Genomic DNA, 16,924 nt, shown 5'->3' with positions numbered 1-16,924 from the left:
GTATGCGGAAGATACTCGTCGTGGGAGCCGGTCAGTCCGGACTCCAGCTCGCCCTCGGCCTCCAGTCACACGGATACGACGTCACGCTGATGTCCAACCGGACGGCGGACGAGATCCGTTCCGGCCGGGTCATGTCGACGCAGTGCATGTTCCACACCGCACTCCAGCACGAGCGTGACCTCGGCCTGAACTTCTGGGAGTCCCAGGCACCCAGGATCGAGGGACTCGGCGTCTCCGTCGCCGCGCCCGGCTCCTTCGACCCGGGGCCCACGCAGCGCGCGATCGACTGGGTGGGCAAGCTCGACGGGTTCGCGCAGTCCGTGGACCAGCGGGTGAAGATGGCGGGCTGGATGGAGACGTTCGCCCAGCGCGGCGGCCAGCTGGTCATCCACGGCGCGGCGGTCGGCGACCTCGACTACTTCTCCCGTACGTACGACCTGGTCCTGGTCTCGGCGGGCAAGGGCGAACTCGTGCAGATGTTCGCCCGCGACCCCGAGCGCTCTCCGTACAGCGAGCCGCAGCGCGCCCTCGCCGTCGCCTACGTCCACGGCCTGGGCCCCCGCCCCGAGCACCCCGACATGGAGGCGGTGCGCTGCAACCTGGTGCCCGGCGTCGGCGAGATGTTCGTCATGCCGACGTTCACCACCTCCGGCCGCGCCGACATCCTCTTCTGGGAGGGCATACCCGGCGGCCCGCTCGACGTCTTCAAGGACGTCAAGGACCCCTCCGAGCACCTCGCGCTCACCCTGGAGCTGATGGAGAAGTTCCTGCCCTGGGAGTACGCGCGGGCCACCAAGGTCGAGCTGACCGACGCGGGCGGCACGCTCTCCGGCCGCTACGCGCCCACGGTCCGCAACCCGGTCGGGCGGCTGCCCGGCGGCGGTCTGGTGCTCGGCGTGGCCGACGTCGTCGTCGCCAACGACCCCATCACCGGGCAGGGTTCGAACTCGGCGTCCAAGTGCGCCGCCAGCTACCTCGCCTCGATCCTCGACCACGGCGACAAGCCGTTCGACGAGGACTGGATGCGCGCCACGTTCGACCGCTACTGGGAGACCGCGCGGCACGTCACCAAGTGGACCAACACGATGCTGGCCCCGCCGCCGGAGCACGTCCTGAACCTGATCGGCGCCGCCGGACAGCTGCCCCCGGTCGCCGACCGCTTCGCCAACGGCTTCAACGACCCGGCCGACTTCGAGAACTTCTTCTACGAGCCGGAGAAGACGGCCGCCTACCTGTCCTCGGTGACCGGATAGGCGCTCGGCGCCCCTTCGTCAGCCGGGGCGCACCGCGCCGAGGATGGGGTGGGCGGCGATGGGGGAGACCTTGACCCGCTCGCCCGTCCTGGGAGCCTGGATGACCTTGCCGTCGCCCTGGTAGATGGCCACATGGGTGGCGTCCGGGTAGTAGACGACCAGGTCACCGGGCCGCAGCTCCGTCAGGGGGACCCTCGGCAGCCGCGCCCACTGCTCCTGGCTGGTCCGGGGGATGGGCGTACCGGCACGGGCCCAGGCCTCGGAGGTCAGCCCGGAGCAGTCGTACGTCTCCGGGCCCTCCGCGCCCCACTCGTACGGCTTGCCGAGCTGGCGGGTGGCGTGGCGCAGCGCCCGGTCGCCCCGGTCGGACGGCTTGTGGTCGCCGCCGAGGGCACCGGAGGACAGCAGCCGCCGCTGCGCCTCGTCGACGCCCGACTTCTCGAACTCGGCGAGTGCGGCGAGCTGTTCCGGGGTGAGGGAGGCGAGCAGTTCCTCCACGTCGGTGAGGCGGTCGCGCACGTCGTCGCGCTGCTCGCGCTGCTGCCGGGCGAGGGTGAGCTGCCGGTCCAGGGCGGTACGGGCCTTGCGGGCCAGCTCGGCGGCCTTGTGCTCGGTGCCGGTGAGGCGGTCCAGCGTCTCGGCGCGCTCGCGGGCCAACTGGCCGATCACATGGCCCTGGTCGAGGGCGCGCTGCGGGTCGCGGGCGAGCAGTAGCCGTACGTAGGGGGAGATGTCGCTGGTGCCCTGGTACTGCTGCCGGGCCAGGCGGCCCGCCGCGCCCCGGCTGTCCTGGAGGGAGAGCCGGGCACGGGCCAGGGCGGCGTCAAGGCGGGCGACCTCCGCGCGCTGGGCGCGCAGCTTCTCGTCGGTGGCGTTGTAGGTCTCCGTGGCCCGCTCGGCCCGCCGGTACAGCTGCTGAAGGTCCGTCAGCAGGTCGGAGAGGGTGCGGTGGGCGGGTTCGCGGGGCTCGGGCACGGCCGTCGCCGGGGCGGTCGTGAGGGTGGCGGCCTGGACGGCCATGGCCGCCGTACACACCAGCCGCACGAGCTTGCCTGACATGCCATCACCTCCGGTGCGCGGGGCGGCGTTTCCGCTCCGCACCGCGAGGATCAGGCGGGGGTGCGCGGGGCGCGCGCCGAGTGTGCGCGGGATGGCGTAACGCGTCACCCTTGGGCGTGCCGCGACGTGCTCCAGGGCCACCTCATCCGGCGGCCGCCGTGCTCGCCGGTGGGGTCGTAGGCGTACTTCCAGCGGCGGCCCGTGCCCCGGGGGACCCGGCGGTAGACCAGCACGGTGGGCCGGCCGCCGTCCGGGGCGGGGAGGGGGATGCGGTACGTCTTGGGCGGATGCCCGGTGATGCCCAGGAGGACGGGGAGGACACGGCCGTCCATGGGGCCGCCCTCGAAGGGGGTGTCTTCGCTCTTCACGGGAACAGTTTCCGCCATCGGCGGGGGTGGGCCGGGGTGCCGGGGGCGGGTGCGGGTCGTGGCGGGCTGGTCGCGCAGTTCCCCGCGCCCCTGGGTGGGCCGTCCTGGCCGTGGGTTCCCGGGGGGTGGGGTCAGTCGGACAAGGTTGAGAGGACTGTCGCCGTCTGGGGGTCGCGGGTCGCGGTGACCGTGAGGACGGCGACGAACTGGTCGACCAGCCAGTCCCGCAGCTCCTCCAGGGGGGGCTGCTTGTCCTCGTCGAGCCAGATGAGGGACGCCGCCTCCACCGCCGTGATCCACATGCGGACGGTCATCCGGAGCCGGGGGCCGGGGTCGGCGACGTCCAGATGGCGCATGATGTGGTCGGCGGCGGCGCGGCGCACCCCGTCGACGATGGCGGTGGTGCGGGAGGTCTCGACGACGCTGCCGCCCTGGAGCAGGGCGCTGAACCCGGCGTCGTGGCCGTCGACGAAGGTGAGGTAGCGGTCGAGGGCGCGGTGCAACCGGGGCAGCAGCGGGCCCTCGCGGGGTTCGTCGAAGCAGCCGCGGAGTTCCTCGGCGGCGGAGCGCAGCGCGGCCTCGTAGAGCTGTTGCTTGCCGCCGGGGAAGTACCGGTACACCAGGGGCCGGGAGACCCCCGCCGCCTCCGCCACGTCGTCCAGCGAGACGTCCTCGGGCGCGCGGTGCGCGAAGAGGGAGAGCGCGGCGTCCAGGAGTTGGCTGCGGCGCTCCTCGACGCTGAGACGACGGTAGGCGGGGGTGGCGGCCTGCGGGCTCATGACCAGCAGCGTAACCGCCCGCGCGGACGGGCGGTCACGGTCGGCGGCGGGCGCCACGATTCCGGCCAGGGGTGACGGGCCGGTCAGGCCAGCAGGCCGGAGGACTGCCACAGGCGTCGTCCGACGCCGCGCAGCACGCCGATGTCGTCGAGGAAGTCCGTCAGCCGCTTCGCGCCGGTCTGCATGATCTCCCGCCGGTGGCCGCTCGCCTTGACCTGGGCCATCGCCTCGCGCTTGTCGAGACCCACGTTGGTGTACACCTCCGGGTTGACGAAGGCGACGGAGAAGACGCGGGCGAACTCGCCGGAGGTGACCCGGGTGAACTCCTGCGACCACTTCGGGGCGGTGACCATCTGGCGCCGCAGCTCCTCACGGGCGTACCGGACGTGTCGGGCCTCCTCCACGACGTGGATGCGGGTGACGCCCCGGATCAGGGGCTGTACGCGCTCGTCGGGGAAGGTCAGCCGCTGCATCCAGTCGAGGACCTCCTCACCGAGCAGGGTGGCGGTGAAGGAGCCCGGCGTGGTGGAGATGGTCTTGAACAGGCGGCCGAGGTGCTGGTGGGTCCTGCTCACCGGGTACCAGGGCGTCTCGCCGCGGGATATCAGCCGGGCGAACATCTTGGAGTGGCGGCACTCGTCCTCGATCTCGGTGAGGGCGTAGCGCACGTGGGCGCTCGTGGCGGCCTTGTCGTAGATGTGCCGGACGAGCAGCTGCATCAGGATCAGTTCGAACCAGATGCCGAGCGAGGCGAGCGCCGCCGCCTCGTGCTGGGAGAGCAGGATGCGCTGCTCCTCGCTCATCCGCCGCCACATCGGGGTGTCGTACAGGGACACCAGCTCCGGGGGCCAGAACCACTTGCCGTCCTCGAAGGGGGCGTCCCAGTCGAGTTCCTTGTCCGGGTCGAAGCTGTGCTTGGCGGAAGACTCGAGCAGCCGCTCGGCCACCTGCTCCCGGTCCTTGAGCAGGCCGAGCGCGTCGCGCAGCCCTTCCAGCGCGTCGACTTCCGTCAGGGTTGTCATGGCTGTCCACCTCGTCGTACGGGAGGGCATGGGGTTACTCACGGGTCACTGCACTTATGAGACTGCTTGTCAGCAAGCCCGTCAATCCCCTGCGCGACATCTTGTTGACTCGACGTCTACGTGTGACTCTGCGAAGCATGCCGACCTCAGACGTCTACGCAATGGACCACGGAGAGCCCACCTGGGCCGTGCCCGCGACCGGTGCGGCCCGTTTCAGCTGGGAGTACGACGACGGCCGCGAACGTCTCCTCGCCCTCTACCAGAAGGGCAAGGACAAGCAGTGGGACGGCGCCAGGCGCATCGACTGGGACCTGGAGGTCGACCCCTACGACCCCCTCGGCGTCCCCGACGAGTCGCTGTCCCTGTACGGCACCCGGCACTGGGCCAAGCTCAACGAGAAGGACAAGGGCGAGCTGCGCCGCCACTACGCCTCCTGGCAGTTCAGCCAGTTCCTCCACGGTGAGCAGGGCGCGATGGTCTGCGCCGCCCGGATCGTCGAGTCCGTCCCCGACCTGGACGCCAAGTTCTACTCGGCCACCCAGACCATGGACGAGGCCCGGCACGCCGAGATCTACGGCCGCTTCCTGCACGACAAGATCGGGATGCTCTACCCGATCAACGACAACCTCAAGTCCCTCCTCGGCGACACCCTCCGCGACCGCCGCTGGGACATGCCCTACCTGGGGATGCAGGTCCTGATCGAGGGCCTGGCCCTGGCCGCCTTCGGCATGATCCGCGACTCCACGGACAAGCCCCTGCCGAAGCAGATCCTCGCCTACGTCATGCAGGACGAGGCCCGGCACGTCGCCTTCGGCCGGATGGCCCTGCGCGACTACTACAAACAGCTGACCGACGCCGAACTGCGCGAACGCGAGGAGTTCGTCATCGAGGGCTGCTACCTCATGCGGGACCGGCTGCGGGGCGTCGAGGTCCTGGAGAACTACGGCATCCCGACCGCCGAGGCGGAGGAGTACAGCGAGCAGTCCGAGTTCCTCGCCCTGTTCCGCAAGCTCCTCTTCTCCCGCATCGTCCCCTGCGTCAAGGACATCGGCCTGTGGGGCAAGCGGCTCCAGCAGGCCTACGTCGACATGGGCGTCCTGGAACTGGGCGACTCCAGCCTGGACCTGCTGATGCGCGAGGACGAGGAGGTCGCCGAACGCCTGGACGCGGAACGCTTCGCGGCGGAGGAGAGGGCTCGGGTGGCGGAGGTGACGGAGGCGATCGAGGAGGGTCAACGGCCTGGGGGGTGATCACTCGTTCGACGGGCGAGTCGTCATACCCGCCTGGGTACGCTGGCAGTGCCAGGCAGTCTCCGGCACATGGGAGCGATCATGAGCGCCGCGCGTGACTACGGGCTGGACGACGACTACGAGTGGGCGCGCCCGCATCCGGCTCCGGCCGGTTGCGCTTGTTGAGCTTGATGGTCATCTCCCTGACGGCCTCAAGCTCGTCCGGCACCTGAGACAGGAGGGCGTGTTCCAGCAAGCGCATGGCCAGCGAGTGGAACTGGCGAGTCGATGAGAACGACGGCCTGCCCGTGGTCTACGTCTTCGAACTCGACTCCGCCACCCAGAGCTACGGCCTGACGGGCATCTTCCACGACCGCCTCAAGGTAGCCGCGCCCTTCCCCCTCGACATCGACCTCACCGCCATCAACCGCCGCCGCCCCTGACCACCGCCTCCATCACCGCCCGCGCGATCGGGGCCGCCACCCCGCCGCCGCTGATCTCGCCGCGCCGCGCCGACGCGTCCTCCACCACCACCGCGACCGCCACCGCGGCCTCCGGGGCGTCGTCGCGCTGGGCCCAGGAGATGAACCAGGCGTACGGGGTGCCGGTGTTGCCGACGCCGTGCTGGGCGGTGCCGGTCTTGCCGCCGACGGTGGTGGCGGGGAGGGCGGCGTTGCGGCCGGTGCCGCGTTCGACGACGTCGCGCATCAGGTCGCGCAGGTGGGCGGCCGTGGACGGCTTCATCACCTGGCGTGCGGGGCGCGGGCCGGTCGTGGAGATGGTCGTGCCGTGGGCCGAGGTCGTGCGTTCCACCAGGTACGGCGTGCGCAGCTGACCACCGCTCGCGACGGCGCCCGCGACCATCGCCATCTGGAGCGGGGTGGCCCGGGTGTTGTACTGACCGATGGACGACAGGGCCAGCTGTGCCTTGTCTACGGTGGGGTCGAAGGTGCTGCGCGCGACGGCGTAGGGGATGCGCAGTTCCGCGTCGTTGAAGCCGAAGGCCCGGGCCTTGGCGGCCATGGTCTCCGCGCCGACCGCCACGCCGAGCTTCGCGAACACCGTGTTGCAGGACCAGGTGAACGCCTCCCGCAGGGAGGCGTCCGCACAGCCGTGGAACTCGTTGGTAAGGGCGGTCGTCGTGCCGGGGAGGGTGTACGGGGCGGGGGAGCGGGTCCGTGCGTTCGGGTCGCGTACGACGCCCGCGTCCAGGGCCGCCGCCGCGGTGACCACCTTGAACGTGGAGCCGGGCGGGTACGTCTGACGGGCCGCCCGGTTCAGCATGGGCTTGTCGGGGTCGGCGTTGAGCCGCGCCCAGGCCCGGATCACCGTCTCGTCGTTGCCGGACAGCACGCCGGGGTCGTACGACGGCGTGGACACCAGCGCGAGGACCCGGCCGGTGGACGGCTCGATCGCGGCGACCGCGCCGGTGCGCTCGCCCAGCCCCCGGAACGCCGCCCGCTGCGCCTTCGCGTCGAGGGTGGTGACGACCTGGCCCCCGGCGGCGCGGGCGCGGGCCAGGTCGTTCCAGAGGGGGAGCGCGGAGAGCATCGGGTCGGTGCCGGAGAGCACGGCGTCCTCGGTGGCTTCGAGCAGTGTCTCGCCGTAGCGCTGGGAGGCGAAGCCGGTGACGGGGGCGTACAACGGGCCGTCGGTGTAGGCGCGTTCGTGGCGGAGCTGCTCGCCGGTGTCCTCGGAGCCGGTGATGGGCCGTCCGCCGACGAGGATGTCGCCGCGGGGCTGGGCGTAGCGGGCGATGGTGGGGCGGCGGTCGGCCGGGTTGGTGTCCTGGGCGGTGGCCTGGACGATCTGGAGGCGGGCGGTGTTGAGGAGCAGCGCGGTCAGCAGGACGGCACCGAAGACGGTGGTGTGCCGGATGCACCGGCTCATGACCCGCCCCTCCGCCCCCCTCATCGGCCGCTCCCGGTCCCCGGACCCCGGCGTCCGCCCCGCACCACTCTTCATCCCGCCCTCCACGACTGCTCCACCCCGCCCATGACGCCGCGGCCCGCGGAATGCCGCAGACCGTCCGTCGGTCCGCGGCCCGCGGAGTCCCGCAGTCCGTCCGTGGCGCCGCCGTCTGTCGTGTGCCGCAGGCCGCGTGCCGTTGCGCTGCCTGTCGTGTGCCGCAGTCCGTCCGTGGCGCCGCCGTCTGTCGTGTGCCGCAGTCCGTCCGTCGCGCCGCCGTCTGCCGAGTGCCACGGGTCACGTGCCGTCCCCCCGCCCGCCAAGTGCCGCACCCCGCCCGGCACCCCGGCCCCCGCCGCGCGTCGGAGGCCGCCCGGCATCCCGCCCCCCGGCGACCGCCCCGCCCCGCCCCTCACGCCGCCACCCGGTGGGCGGGGCGGGGGTCGGGCTGGTGGCGGGCGGAGTGGCTGAGGCGGATCAGCAGGGCGAGGATCGCCCAGTTGGTGACCACCGAGGAGCCACCCTGGGCCAGGAACGGCATCGCCATGCCGGTCAGGGGGATCAGGCCGGTCACGCCGCCCGCGATGACGAACACCTGGAGCGCCACGATCGAGGCGAGCCCGACCGCGAGCAGCCGCCCGAACGGGTCGCGCAGGGCGAGGCCCGCCCGGTAGCCGCGCTCCACGAGGAGGCCGTAGAGGAGGAAGATCGCGGACAGGCCGACCCAGCCCAGTTCCTCGCCGGCGGTCGCCAGGATGAAGTCGGACTTGACGGCGAACCCGATGAGGACGGAGTGGCCGAGTCCGAGGCCGGTGCCGAGCAGGCCGCCCGCGGTGAAGGCGAACAGGGACTGGGCGAGCTGGCTGGGGCCCTGGCCCGCCTCGATCGACGCGTAGGGGTGCAGCCAGTCCTGGATGCGGGCCGCGACATGCGGTTCGAGGTGTCCCACCGCGACCGCGCCGAGCACCGCGAGCAGCAGGCCGACGGCGATCCAGCCGGTGCGGCCGGTGGCGACGTAGAGGAGGACGACGAAGAGGCCGAAGAAGAGCAACGACGTGCCGAGGTCGCGTTCCAGGACGAGGACGCCGACGCTGACCAGCCAGACGGCGACGACGGGGCCCAGCACCCGGCCGGTGGGCAGCTGGAGCCGCCGGATACGGCGGCCGGTGTACGTCAGCGCGGTGCGGTTGGCGGCCAGGTAGGCGGCGAAGAACACCGCGAGCAGCACCTTGGCGAACTCGCCGGGCTGGATGGAGAAACCGGCGACGCGGATCCAGATGCGGGCGCCGTTCACCGCGGGGAAGAGGATCGGCAGCGTCAGCAGGCCGAGCGCCGCGGCCACGCAGACGTAGGTGTAGCGCTGGAGGACGCGATGGTCGCGGAGGATGAGGACGATCCCGATGAACAGGGCCACGCCGAGCGTCGACCAGACCAGCTGGGCGGGCGCCGCGGGGTCGCCGGACGTCTCCAGGTCCAGGCGGTAGATCAGCACCAGGCCGAGCCCGTTGAGCAGCACCCCGATGGGCAGCAGCAGCGGGTCCGCGTACGGGGCGCGCAGCCGTACGGCGAGATGGGCGAGCAGGGCGAGCACGCCCAGCCCGGCGCCGTAACCGGCGGCGCCGGGCGGGACGGTGCCCTGCCGGGCCAGGCCGACCTCGCAGTAGCCGTACACCGACAGCAGCACGGCGACGACGATGAGGGCGAGTTCGATGCCACGGCGCCGGGGGAGTCGTACGGCGGGTGGGGAAGCGTCCGCCGTGACGAGGGTTCCGGCCTTGGTGGTTCCGGCCTGGTTCATGTCCGGAACTTATCCAAATGCAACTCCTTGCGCGCCTTGTGTGCCCGGGTGTCCGCCGGGCGCGTCAGCACCAGCGCGGTGCGGGGCCGATGTTGTCGATGTAGCGGGCCGAGGCCCAGGCCCAGGTGCCGTTCGTGAGGAGGTACCACCGGTTGTTGCCGTCCACGTTCTGGCCCACCGTCTTGCAGAAGATCTTGACGATCTGACCCCGGTGGGCGGTCCCGATGACCTGGCTGCCCCGGTTGGGGGCGCTGCGCAGCAGCAGGGTGCTCGCGGTGACCCGGCCCTTGTAGAGGCGTGGGTTCTGGCCGGAGTGGTGACTCCCGCTGTCGTGGCGGGGATCGAACTCGAGCTGGCTGCTGTCGCCGCCGACGCCGTCGCCGCCCCGTTCCTCCCCGGCGGTCGCGGGGGTGACCGCGACGGCGGAGGCGAGGGCGGTGGCCGCGGCGGCTATGGCGAGACGGGCGAGTGCGGAGCGCACGAACATGGGAGATACCTCCGTGAAGGGGGCGAACCTGACTAATCGCCACATTAGGAGGGGGGTGCGGGCGCCGCCCGTCACATTGAGCCATCAGGGCGGGCGCCCTGGGCCGGGGGCCGCTGAGGGAGGGTCAGCCGGGCCTCCGCTCCGCCGTCGGGGGGATTGCCGAACTCCAGCCGGGCACCCAGCACCTCCGTCTGACCGAGCGCGATCGTCAGCCCCAGACCGTGCCCCTTGGCCCCGCCCTCGGTACGGAACCGCTGCGGACCGTGGGCCACCAGGTACCCGGGATAGCCGTCCCCGCGGTCCCGTACGGTGATGACCGGGCCGTTCACCGAGAGGGTCACCGGACGCCGCCCATGGCGGTGGGCGTTGGCGACCAGGTTGCCCAGGACCCGCTCCAGACGCCGCCGGTCGGTCTCCACCCGGGCGTCGCGCACCACCCTGACCTCCGTGCCGCCGCCCGTCGCCCGCACCACCCGGCGGGCCAGGGCGCCCAGCTCCTCGGTGCCCAGTTCGAGCCGCTCCCGCCCGGTGTCGAGGCGGGAGATCTCCAGCAGGTCCTCGGTGAGCGTGCGCAGCGCCGCCACCCGGTCCCGCACCAGCTCGGTCGGGCGGCCCGGCGGCAGCAGCTCCGCCGCCGCGTGCAGCCCGGTCAGCGGGGTGCGCAGCTCGTGCGCGACATCCGCGGTGAACCGCTGCTCGCTCAGCAGCTTGCCCTGCAACGACGCCGCCATCGAGTCCAGCGCGGCGGCGACCGCGGCCACCTCGTCGCGGCCCCGGGTGTCCCGGGAGCGGTCGTCGTGGACGCGGGCGTCCAGGTCACCCGCGCTGATCCGACGGGCGACCCGGGCCGTGGCGTGCAGCCGCCGGGTCACCCGGGTCACCGCCAGCGAGCCCAGCAGCAGCGTCGTACCGATCGCGGGCACCGCGGACCAGACGATCGCCCGGTCGAGCCCGTCGATCGTGCGGGCCTGCTGCGAGTAGTCCACCGCGACGGCGAGCGCCCGGCCGTCGTCCGCGGGCCCCGCCGCCCACATGGTGGGCCGCCCCCGGTGCTGGGCGACCATCGTGCCGCGTTCCCCGTCCGCCGCCAGCTCCCGCAGCGCCGGGGGCAGTCCGGGCGGGTCGATCCCGGCGCCCGGCATCAGGGTGTCCCCGGCCTGGTAGGCGCGTGCCGCGTCGGTGAGCCGGGACAGGGCCTGGTCGCGGGCCTGGCCGACGGTCTGGTTGGTCACCGAGACATGGACGAGGGCGCCGAGGAGCGCGGCGAGCGCACAGCACATCACGGTGATGAAGACGGCCGTCTTCACCGCGAGGGTGCCGGTCCAGCGGGGCAGGGTGAGCCTCATCGGGGGCTCGCGGAGGGGGCGGGGGACGCGGACGGGGAGCGGGTGGCCCGGGGCAGGTGCTGGTGGCCGTCGGTGCGCAGCATCTCGTCGTGGGTGAGCAGCATCGCGCCCTGGTCCTCGGCCCAGGTCCACTGGAGCCGGTACTCGTACCCCGCGACCTCCGAGGGCGCCCGGATGATCACCGACCGGTCGGCCAGCTCCACCCCGCTCACCGCGTCCTCGTAGGCCATGATCTGCGTCAGGCGGTGCCGGTCGACGGTGTAGACCCGGACCGCGGTCAGGTCCTCCGGCAGCAGCCGGAAGCCGAGGGTCAGTTCCGGGCGGCCGTCCCCGGTGAGGTCCCGGTAGTAGGGCCGCAGGACGGGGCACGTACCGCCCTGCCCGGCGTGCGCGCAGTCGTCGATGCGCCGGGCGGTCTCCCGGTACGGCGCCCCGCCGCCGTCGTAGTCCTTCGGGTGCGCGGCGATCTCCGCCCGTACCACCGCCACCGGGTCCGCCTCGCGGATGTCGTCGTCGGGCACGGGCACGCCCTTGACGACCTCCCGGTCGACCTCCCCGATGTCGAACGCCGGGCTCGACGCGGGGGTCAGTTTCGGCCAGAGCTTGTCCGGGCTGACCGCGGTCGGTGTCCCCCCGGCCGCGACCAGCCCCCCGGCGTCACCACAGGCCGCGGTGGCCGCCAGGAGGAGGGCTCCCATGACGGCGGAGAGCGCGCGGCGGGGTACGGGCACGGTGCTCCTGGAGGGCGGCGGAATCGGGGCTGGCGCCGTACACCTTATGCGGGCGTACCGGCCGCGGCCTTCTCGCCTGGGCTGTCGGGGCCTGCGGCGTTATTCGGCCAGTTCCTCCAGGAGGCGTGCGGTCGGCAGACCGGCCCGGAGGTACTCGACGAACAGGTCGTTGTGCAGGGCCCAGGGAGAGCGGCGGCCGCGGATCAGGCGGACGGCGTCCTCGGCGGAGCGTCCTCGGCGGATCAGGGCGTGGGCGACGACGAGTCCGGAGCGGTTGTAGCCGTGGAAGCAGCGGACGAGGACCCGGCGGCCCTGGTCGAGCGCCGCGCAGGCGGCCTCGGCGAGCCGGATGACGCCCGCCAGCTGGGTGCCGTCCAGGGGCCCGTCCGGGATGGGCCACACCTGGTGCTCCACACCGGGGTCCGGCCCGTGCCCGGGCAGCCGCAGCAGGCTCTGCACCAGGTCGAAGTCGTCCCTGACCACCGCGGACTCCAGCCGTCCCGGTGTCCTGGCGAACTGGTGGCCGCCCATCCACAGACCGGGCACGATCTCGTTCCAGGGACTCTCCGGAGCCGGAACCTCACCTTCCGCACCACGGCTGTGCAAGGGCGCCTCCCCAACCGACTCGGAACGACCCGGTCAACTCCTCTCAAAGGTAGCCGGGTTCTTGCCCGCGCAGCACCCCGCCTGTTCCCATGGTCGTGGGGTGATGTGCATGAGCGGAACGAGCCAACTGCGCGTCGTACCGGCCTGGCGACACGGCCAGGAACGCCTCTACGTCTGTCTCACCGACGGTCGGAACATCGCCTGGTACGACCGTGAGGCGGCCCGGGTGAACCTGCTCAGCGACGACCGCAGGGACGACGTCCTCGAAGCCCTCGGCCCCTTCCTCACCGGCGAGGTCGCCGTCGGCCCGCCCCCTGTGCCGACCCCCGCCGAGCTGGCCAGGCTCTCCCTGCACCCGGACGACGACCTGGCCCCCAACCGCCCCGGCGAGGCCCTCCTGGTCGACCTCGACCGGGACCCCGGCCCCACCCGCAGGCTCCGCACCGACCCCAGGCGGCACCGGCTCCAGGCCGAGCGGACCGTCGGTGAGGCGCTGGACCGGATGGACGCGGCGGGCTGGCACGCCCTGCACTCCCTGCCGCTGCCCGGCGGCGACCGCGTCCACCACCTGCTGATCGGCCCGGGCGGACTGTTCGCCGTACACAGCCTGTACGCCCGCAGGCAGCGGGTGCGGATCGCCGACCCGATGGTGGCGCCGGGCCGCCGGGAACCGCTGCCGCTGCTGCGCCGGGTGCGCGCCGACGCCGCCCGCGCCTCCCACGCCCTCACCGCCGAGGTGCGCCCGGTGCTGGCCGTGGTGGAACCCAGCGCGCTCACCTTCACCGTGCCGCCGCGCGAGGTCCGCGTCCTCACCGACGCGGACCTCGGCACCCTGCTCCGGCTGGGCGGGGTGCTCAAACCGGCGGACGTGGAGGCGCTGCACGCCATGGCCCGGGACCGGCACACCTGGGCGCGGCTCTGAGCCACGCCGGTGATCACACCGGGGTGAAGTGCCGCTCGACGGACAGGTGGCCGATGTGCCTGCCCATCCGGTTGCCGACGTCGTCGCTGGTGCGGAAGTGCACCCCGCCGAGGACCCGGGCGTCCCGTACGTCCCGGTTGAAGTCGGCGGCGCTGTGGTAGGTGCGGGTGGTGCCGGTGACCGCCGACGCGATGCGCAGGTCGAGGTCGTCGCCGTCCCGGGCGCGGTCGCCGAGCCGGTCGCCGAGCAGGTCCAGTACGGTCACGGCGGCGCCGTCGACCGCGCAGTGGCCGCTGACGTAGTCCGGGTAGGCGGGGGTGCGCAGCAGGGGTTCCCAGTCCGGGTCGGGTTCGGTGGCGGGGTTGCCGTCGGTGCCGGCGAGCCGGATCGCGGTGATCGGGCGCCACTGGGCGTGGGTGTACTTGGCGTGCCAGGCGGAGATCGTCGCGTCGGCGGTCGCGGTGTTGGCGGCGGCGAACAGCAGCGCCGTCTCCGCCAGGTCGAGGCCGTGCCGGGTGGCCCAGCCGCGGTAGGCGGTCTGGAACTGCACCGGCAGCACGTCGGCGAAGAACCGCGCGGTCTCGGTCTGCCGTGCGGTGCGCGCCGTGCTGTCCTTCCCGCCCAGCGCCCGTACCTCCGCCACGTCGGCGGCGTACTGCCGGGAGGTCAGCGCGGGCGGCGGCTCCGGGAGCAGCTGGCCGGGGGAGTCGAGCAGCAGCGGGCGGGTGCGGGTCAGCCACGGCAGGGCGAACTCGGCGTTCGCGGGCGGGGTGGGCCGCCAGACGCCGGCCGTGGGCGGCCGGTCGTAGGTCACCTTGGCGTCCCGGCCGTCATGGGCGCGCAGCCGGACCAGATGGCGTGCGGCCCGCTCGCCGAAGGTGACGCCCCGGTCCTCGGCGGGGCCGTCGGGGATCTTCGCCAGCGACTCGTGCAGGGCGGTGTCGAGGCGGGACTTCGACGCCGGGAAGTAGGTGCTCAGCACCCGGTGCGCGGCGGTCGCCGCGGCTGCCTCGGGTGAGGCGTCGTGCGGGCCCCTGACCCGCCACTTGTAGGGCTTGAAGTGGCCCTCGATGCCGACGACTGCGTTGTAGACGGCGGCGGAGACGAAGCCGTGCCAGACGAACTGCTCGGCCGAGTACAGCTTGGCGTCCTGGTTGAGTACGGCCTCGGCGGTCCTGTTCCAGTCCAGGACCACCTCGGCGCCGGTGGTCGGCTCCGGCGCGGCAGTCGCGGTCGCGGTGCAGGGGACGGCGGCCAGGGCTAGGCCGGTGAGGCCGGTCAGGAGGGTGCGGCCGAGGGTGCGGGAGGGTGGTCGGGCGTCCATGCGGCTCCTTGCTGACGAGGCTGACGAGGCTGATGAGTGTGCGGGCCGGACGCGCCCCCTCCCGGGCGCTCCCGGCGGGCTAGGGCAGCGGACCGGCGTGGTCCGGGTCGAGCAGCGGGGCCAGCAGATCGCCGTAGTCCTGCACCCGGGGGCCGAGGTCCGAGGCGGTGAAGGCCAGTTGCTCGGGCGCCCCGCAGTTCTCGACCTCTTCCCAGGTCACCGGGGCCGAGACGAGGGGCCGGGGGCGGGCCCGCAGGGTGTAGGGGGTGGCGGTGGTCTTCCGTGCGGCGTTCTGGCTCCAGTCGACGAACACCTTTCCCGGCCGCAGGCTCCGCGTCATCCGGTGTACGACCAACCGGGGCATCGCCCGCTCCGCCGCCACCGCGAGTTCCCTGGCGTAGTCGCTCACCCGCTCGGAGGGCGCCGGGCGCACCGCCGCCAGCAGGTGCAGCCCCTTGGAGCCGGAGGTCTTCGGGTATGCCTCGAAGCCGTCGGCCGCCAGCCGCTCCCGCAGCCAGAGCGCGACCTCGCAGCACTCGACGACGGTCGCGGGGGTGCCGGGGTCGAGGTCGAACACCAGCCGGTCGGCCTCGCCGGGCGCCCCGACCGGCCACTGCGGGGTGTGGAACTCGGTGACCAGGTTGGCGGCCCACATCAGGGACGGCAGGTCCTGCACCAGCACCATCCGCGAGGGCCCCTCGACGCGGGGCACCTCGGCGGTGGTGACCCAGTCGGGGGTGCCCGGCGGCACGTTCTTGGTGAAGAAGACCTGGCCGTCCGGTCCGTCGGGGTACCGCAGGAAGGACACGGGCCGGTCGCGCAGATGGGGGAGCAGGACCTCGGCGGTGGTCGCGTAGTAGTGCAGCACCTCGGCCTTGGTGAAGCCGGTCGCCGGATAGAGGACCTTCTCCAGGTTGCTCAGCGCGATCCGTCGCCCCTCCACGTCTGTGATGGGAGCCATACGATGAGAATCTCATGTAAGTCATATGAAAACGTGCAAACCATCTGAAAGAGGTGCGGCTCGTGCGGTCCATCTGGAACGGAGCCATCTCCTTCGGGCTCGTCAGCATCCCGATCAAGCTGGTGAACGCCACCGAGAGCCACTCGATCTCGTTCCGCCAGATCCACACGGAGGACGGCGGGCGCATTCGCTACCGCAAGGTCTGCGAACTGGAGGAGCGCGAGGTCACCCAGTCGGAGATCGGCAAGGGGTACGAGGACGCCGACGGCACGATTATCCCCATCACGGACGAGGACCTCGCCCATCTGCCGCTGCCGACCGCCAAGACGATCGAGATCGTCGCCTTCGTCCCGGGCGACCGGATCGACCCCCTCCAGATGGACGCCGCCTACTACCTCGCCGCGGGCGGGGCGCCCGCCGCCAAGCCGTACACCCTGCTGCGTGAGGCCCTCAAGCGCAGCAACAAGGTCGCCATCGCCAAGTTCGCGCTGCGCGGCCGGGAACGCCTGGGCATGCTCCGGGTCGTCGGCGACGCCATCGCCATGCACGGGCTGCTCTGGCCCGACGAGGTGCGCGCCCCGGAGGGCGTCGCGCCGGACGCCGGGGTCACGGTCCGCGACAAGGAACTCGATCTCGCGGACGCCCTGATGGACACCCTCGGCGAGGTCGACCTGGCCGATCTGCACGACGAGTACCGCGAGGCCGTGGAGGAGGTCATCGCGGCCAAGGCGGCCGGTGAGGCGCCGCCGGAGGCACCCGAGCGTGCCGAGGGCGGCAAGGTGCTGGACCTGATGGCCGCCCTGGAGAACAGCGTCCGCGCCGCCAAGGAGTCGCGCGGGGAGGAGGCGGAGTCGGGTGAGGTCAGACGGCTCCCGGGCGGGACGGGCCGGGCCGCGCCCAAGGAGACCGGGGGGAAGAAGTCGACCGCGAAGAAGGCGCCCGCGAAGAAGACGGCCGCCGCCCGCAAGTCCACGGCGACAAAGAAGCCCGCGGCCGGGAAGTCGACGGCGAAGAAGGCGGCCGCCTCGAAGTCGGGCCAGGCCGAGAAGCAGACCCAGAAGAAGACGACGGCGAAGAAGACGGCCTCCCGCAAGCGCTCCGCCTGACGGCCTGCCGAGAGCCGTCCAAACC

General features: G+C 72.7%; 16 protein-coding genes and 1 pseudogene. 5 read left to right on the top strand and 12 right to left on the bottom strand.

The window, feature by feature from the left end; genetic code table 11:
• The first annotated feature begins 2 nt into the window (after positions 1-2).
• Positions 3-1,253 carry a styrene monooxygenase/indole monooxygenase family protein gene (locus KBY47_RS23720; RefSeq protein ID WP_210923931.1) on the top strand — a complete coding sequence of 417 codons (1,251 nt, stop codon included), beginning with the start codon at positions 3-5 and terminating at the stop codon, positions 1,251-1,253.
• An 18-nt stretch (positions 1,254-1,271) separates the two neighbouring features.
• Here the strand turns inward: KBY47_RS23720 and KBY47_RS23715 are convergent, their stop codons facing one another.
• From KBY47_RS23715 to KBY47_RS23700, 4 genes are all read right to left on the bottom strand, one after another.
• Positions 1,272-2,312 (bottom strand): C40 family peptidase, encoded by a 1,041-nt coding sequence (locus KBY47_RS23715; RefSeq protein ID WP_210923929.1) that lies wholly within the window; start codon positions 2,310-2,312, stop codon positions 1,272-1,274.
• 104 nt (positions 2,313-2,416) lie between these two features.
• Positions 2,417-2,680 carry a hypothetical protein gene (locus tag KBY47_RS23710; RefSeq protein WP_210923927.1) on the bottom strand — a complete coding sequence of 88 codons (264 nt, stop codon included), beginning with the start codon at positions 2,678-2,680 and terminating at the stop codon, positions 2,417-2,419.
• A 131-nt stretch (positions 2,681-2,811) separates the two neighbouring features.
• Complete coding sequence (locus KBY47_RS23705; RefSeq protein WP_210923925.1) at positions 2,812-3,459, bottom strand: TetR/AcrR family transcriptional regulator; 648 nt, start codon at positions 3,457-3,459, stop codon at positions 2,812-2,814.
• Between the two features lie 83 nt (positions 3,460-3,542).
• A complete protein-coding gene (locus KBY47_RS23700; protein ID WP_210923924.1) occupies positions 3,543-4,481 on the bottom strand; it encodes a diiron oxygenase in 939 nt (312 codons plus the stop codon).
• Positions 4,482-4,618: 137 nt separating this feature from the next.
• Here KBY47_RS23700 and KBY47_RS23695 point away from each other — a divergent pair, with 137 nt between their 5' ends.
• Positions 4,619-5,731, top strand: a complete 1,113-nt coding sequence (locus tag KBY47_RS23695) for a ferritin-like domain-containing protein (RefSeq protein WP_210923923.1) — start codon at positions 4,619-4,621, stop codon at positions 5,729-5,731.
• A 257-nt stretch (positions 5,732-5,988) separates the two neighbouring features.
• Positions 5,989-6,153, top strand: a pseudogene (locus KBY47_RS23690) (Uma2 family endonuclease); the annotation flags it as partial.
• On the opposite strand, the gene KBY47_RS23685 reads toward KBY47_RS23690, so the two are convergent.
• The 6 genes from KBY47_RS23685 to KBY47_RS23660 all read right to left on the bottom strand — a co-directional run bounded on the left by KBY47_RS23685 (position 6,134) and on the right by KBY47_RS23660 (position 12,511).
• Positions 6,134-7,600 (bottom strand): penicillin-binding transpeptidase domain-containing protein, encoded by a 1,467-nt coding sequence (locus KBY47_RS23685; protein ID WP_210923922.1) that lies wholly within the window; start codon positions 7,598-7,600, stop codon positions 6,134-6,136. The pseudogene KBY47_RS23690 and the gene KBY47_RS23685 sit on opposite strands and share 20 nt — an antisense overlap.
• A gap of 430 nt (positions 7,601-8,030) precedes the next feature.
• A complete protein-coding gene (locus tag KBY47_RS23680; RefSeq protein ID WP_210923921.1) occupies positions 8,031-9,416 on the bottom strand; it encodes an FtsW/RodA/SpoVE family cell cycle protein in 1,386 nt (461 codons plus the stop codon).
• A gap of 64 nt (positions 9,417-9,480) precedes the next feature.
• On the bottom strand, positions 9,481-9,903 hold the full coding sequence (locus tag KBY47_RS23675; RefSeq protein WP_210923920.1) for an SH3 domain-containing protein: 423 nt from the start codon (positions 9,901-9,903) through the stop codon (positions 9,481-9,483).
• Between the two features lie 71 nt (positions 9,904-9,974).
• Positions 9,975-11,249 carry a HAMP domain-containing sensor histidine kinase gene (locus KBY47_RS23670; protein WP_210923919.1) on the bottom strand — a complete coding sequence of 425 codons (1,275 nt, stop codon included), beginning with the start codon at positions 11,247-11,249 and terminating at the stop codon, positions 9,975-9,977.
• Positions 11,246-11,980, bottom strand: coding sequence for a hypothetical protein (locus tag KBY47_RS23665; RefSeq protein ID WP_374103102.1), 735 nt, complete (start codon positions 11,978-11,980; stop codon positions 11,246-11,248). Before KBY47_RS23665 ends, KBY47_RS23670 begins: the two co-directional genes overlap by 4 nt.
• Before the next feature lie 99 nt (positions 11,981-12,079).
• On the bottom strand, positions 12,080-12,511 hold the full coding sequence (locus KBY47_RS23660) for a dual specificity protein phosphatase family protein (RefSeq protein ID WP_374103105.1): 432 nt from the start codon (positions 12,509-12,511) through the stop codon (positions 12,080-12,082).
• Between the two features lie 184 nt (positions 12,512-12,695).
• On the opposite strand from KBY47_RS23660, the gene KBY47_RS23655 reads away from it, so the two are divergent.
• Positions 12,696-13,508, top strand: coding sequence for a nuclease-related domain-containing protein (locus KBY47_RS23655; RefSeq protein WP_210923916.1), 813 nt, complete (start codon positions 12,696-12,698; stop codon positions 13,506-13,508).
• Between the two features lie 13 nt (positions 13,509-13,521).
• On the opposite strand, the gene KBY47_RS23650 is transcribed toward KBY47_RS23655, so the two are convergent.
• Both KBY47_RS23650 and ligD read right to left on the bottom strand, forming a co-directional pair.
• Complete coding sequence (locus KBY47_RS23650; RefSeq protein ID WP_210923914.1) at positions 13,522-14,832, bottom strand: vanadium-dependent haloperoxidase; 1,311 nt, start codon at positions 14,830-14,832, stop codon at positions 13,522-13,524.
• Between the two features lie 79 nt (positions 14,833-14,911).
• Positions 14,912-15,793, bottom strand: coding sequence for a non-homologous end-joining DNA ligase (gene ligD / locus KBY47_RS23645; protein WP_210923912.1), 882 nt, complete (start codon positions 15,791-15,793; stop codon positions 14,912-14,914).
• Positions 15,794-15,855: 62 nt separating this feature from the next.
• Between ligD and KBY47_RS23640 the strand changes: the two genes are divergently transcribed.
• Entirely contained in the window at positions 15,856-16,899 is a 1,044-nt protein-coding gene (locus KBY47_RS23640; protein WP_210923910.1) for a Ku protein, read from the top strand.
• Positions 16,900-16,924: the final 25 nt, after the last annotated feature.

It is taken from the genome of Streptomyces sp. B93, assembly GCF_018070565.1.
Lineage (GTDB): Bacteria > Actinomycetota > Actinomycetes > Streptomycetales > Streptomycetaceae > Streptomyces.
Note: the sequence above shows the minus strand (reverse complement) of the source record. Positions and strands in the feature narration are given on the sequence as shown.

Bases quoted from the DNA above. Each gene is read 5' to 3' on its own strand.
- KBY47_RS23720 (WP_210923931.1), top strand. From the start codon at position 3: ATGCGGAAGATACTCGTCGTGGGAGCCGGTCAGTCCGGACTCCAGCTC.
- KBY47_RS23715 (WP_210923929.1), bottom strand. From the start codon at position 2,312: ATGTCAGGCAAGCTCGTGCGGCTGGTGTGTACGGCGGCCATGGCCGTC.
- KBY47_RS23705 (WP_210923925.1), bottom strand. From the start codon at position 3,459: ATGAGCCCGCAGGCCGCCACCCCCGCCTACCGTCGTCTCAGCGTCGAG.
- KBY47_RS23700 (WP_210923924.1), bottom strand. From the start codon at position 4,481: ATGACAACCCTGACGGAAGTCGACGCGCTGGAAGGGCTGCGCGACGCG.
- KBY47_RS23695 (WP_210923923.1), top strand. From the start codon at position 4,619: ATGCCGACCTCAGACGTCTACGCAATGGACCACGGAGAGCCCACCTGG.
- KBY47_RS23685 (WP_210923922.1), bottom strand. From the start codon at position 7,600: ATGAGCCGGTGCATCCGGCACACCACCGTCTTCGGTGCCGTCCTGCTG.
- KBY47_RS23680 (WP_210923921.1), bottom strand. From the start codon at position 9,416: ATGAACCAGGCCGGAACCACCAAGGCCGGAACCCTCGTCACGGCGGAC.
- KBY47_RS23675 (WP_210923920.1), bottom strand. From the start codon at position 9,903: ATGTTCGTGCGCTCCGCACTCGCCCGTCTCGCCATAGCCGCCGCGGCC.
- KBY47_RS23670 (WP_210923919.1), bottom strand. From the start codon at position 11,249: ATGAGGCTCACCCTGCCCCGCTGGACCGGCACCCTCGCGGTGAAGACG.
- KBY47_RS23660 (WP_374103105.1), bottom strand. From the start codon at position 12,511: ATGGGCGGCCACCAGTTCGCCAGGACACCGGGACGGCTGGAGTCCGCG.
- KBY47_RS23655 (WP_210923916.1), top strand. From the start codon at position 12,696: ATGAGCGGAACGAGCCAACTGCGCGTCGTACCGGCCTGGCGACACGGC.
- KBY47_RS23650 (WP_210923914.1), bottom strand. From the start codon at position 14,832: ATGGACGCCCGACCACCCTCCCGCACCCTCGGCCGCACCCTCCTGACC.
- ligD (WP_210923912.1), bottom strand. From the start codon at position 15,793: ATGGCTCCCATCACAGACGTGGAGGGGCGACGGATCGCGCTGAGCAAC.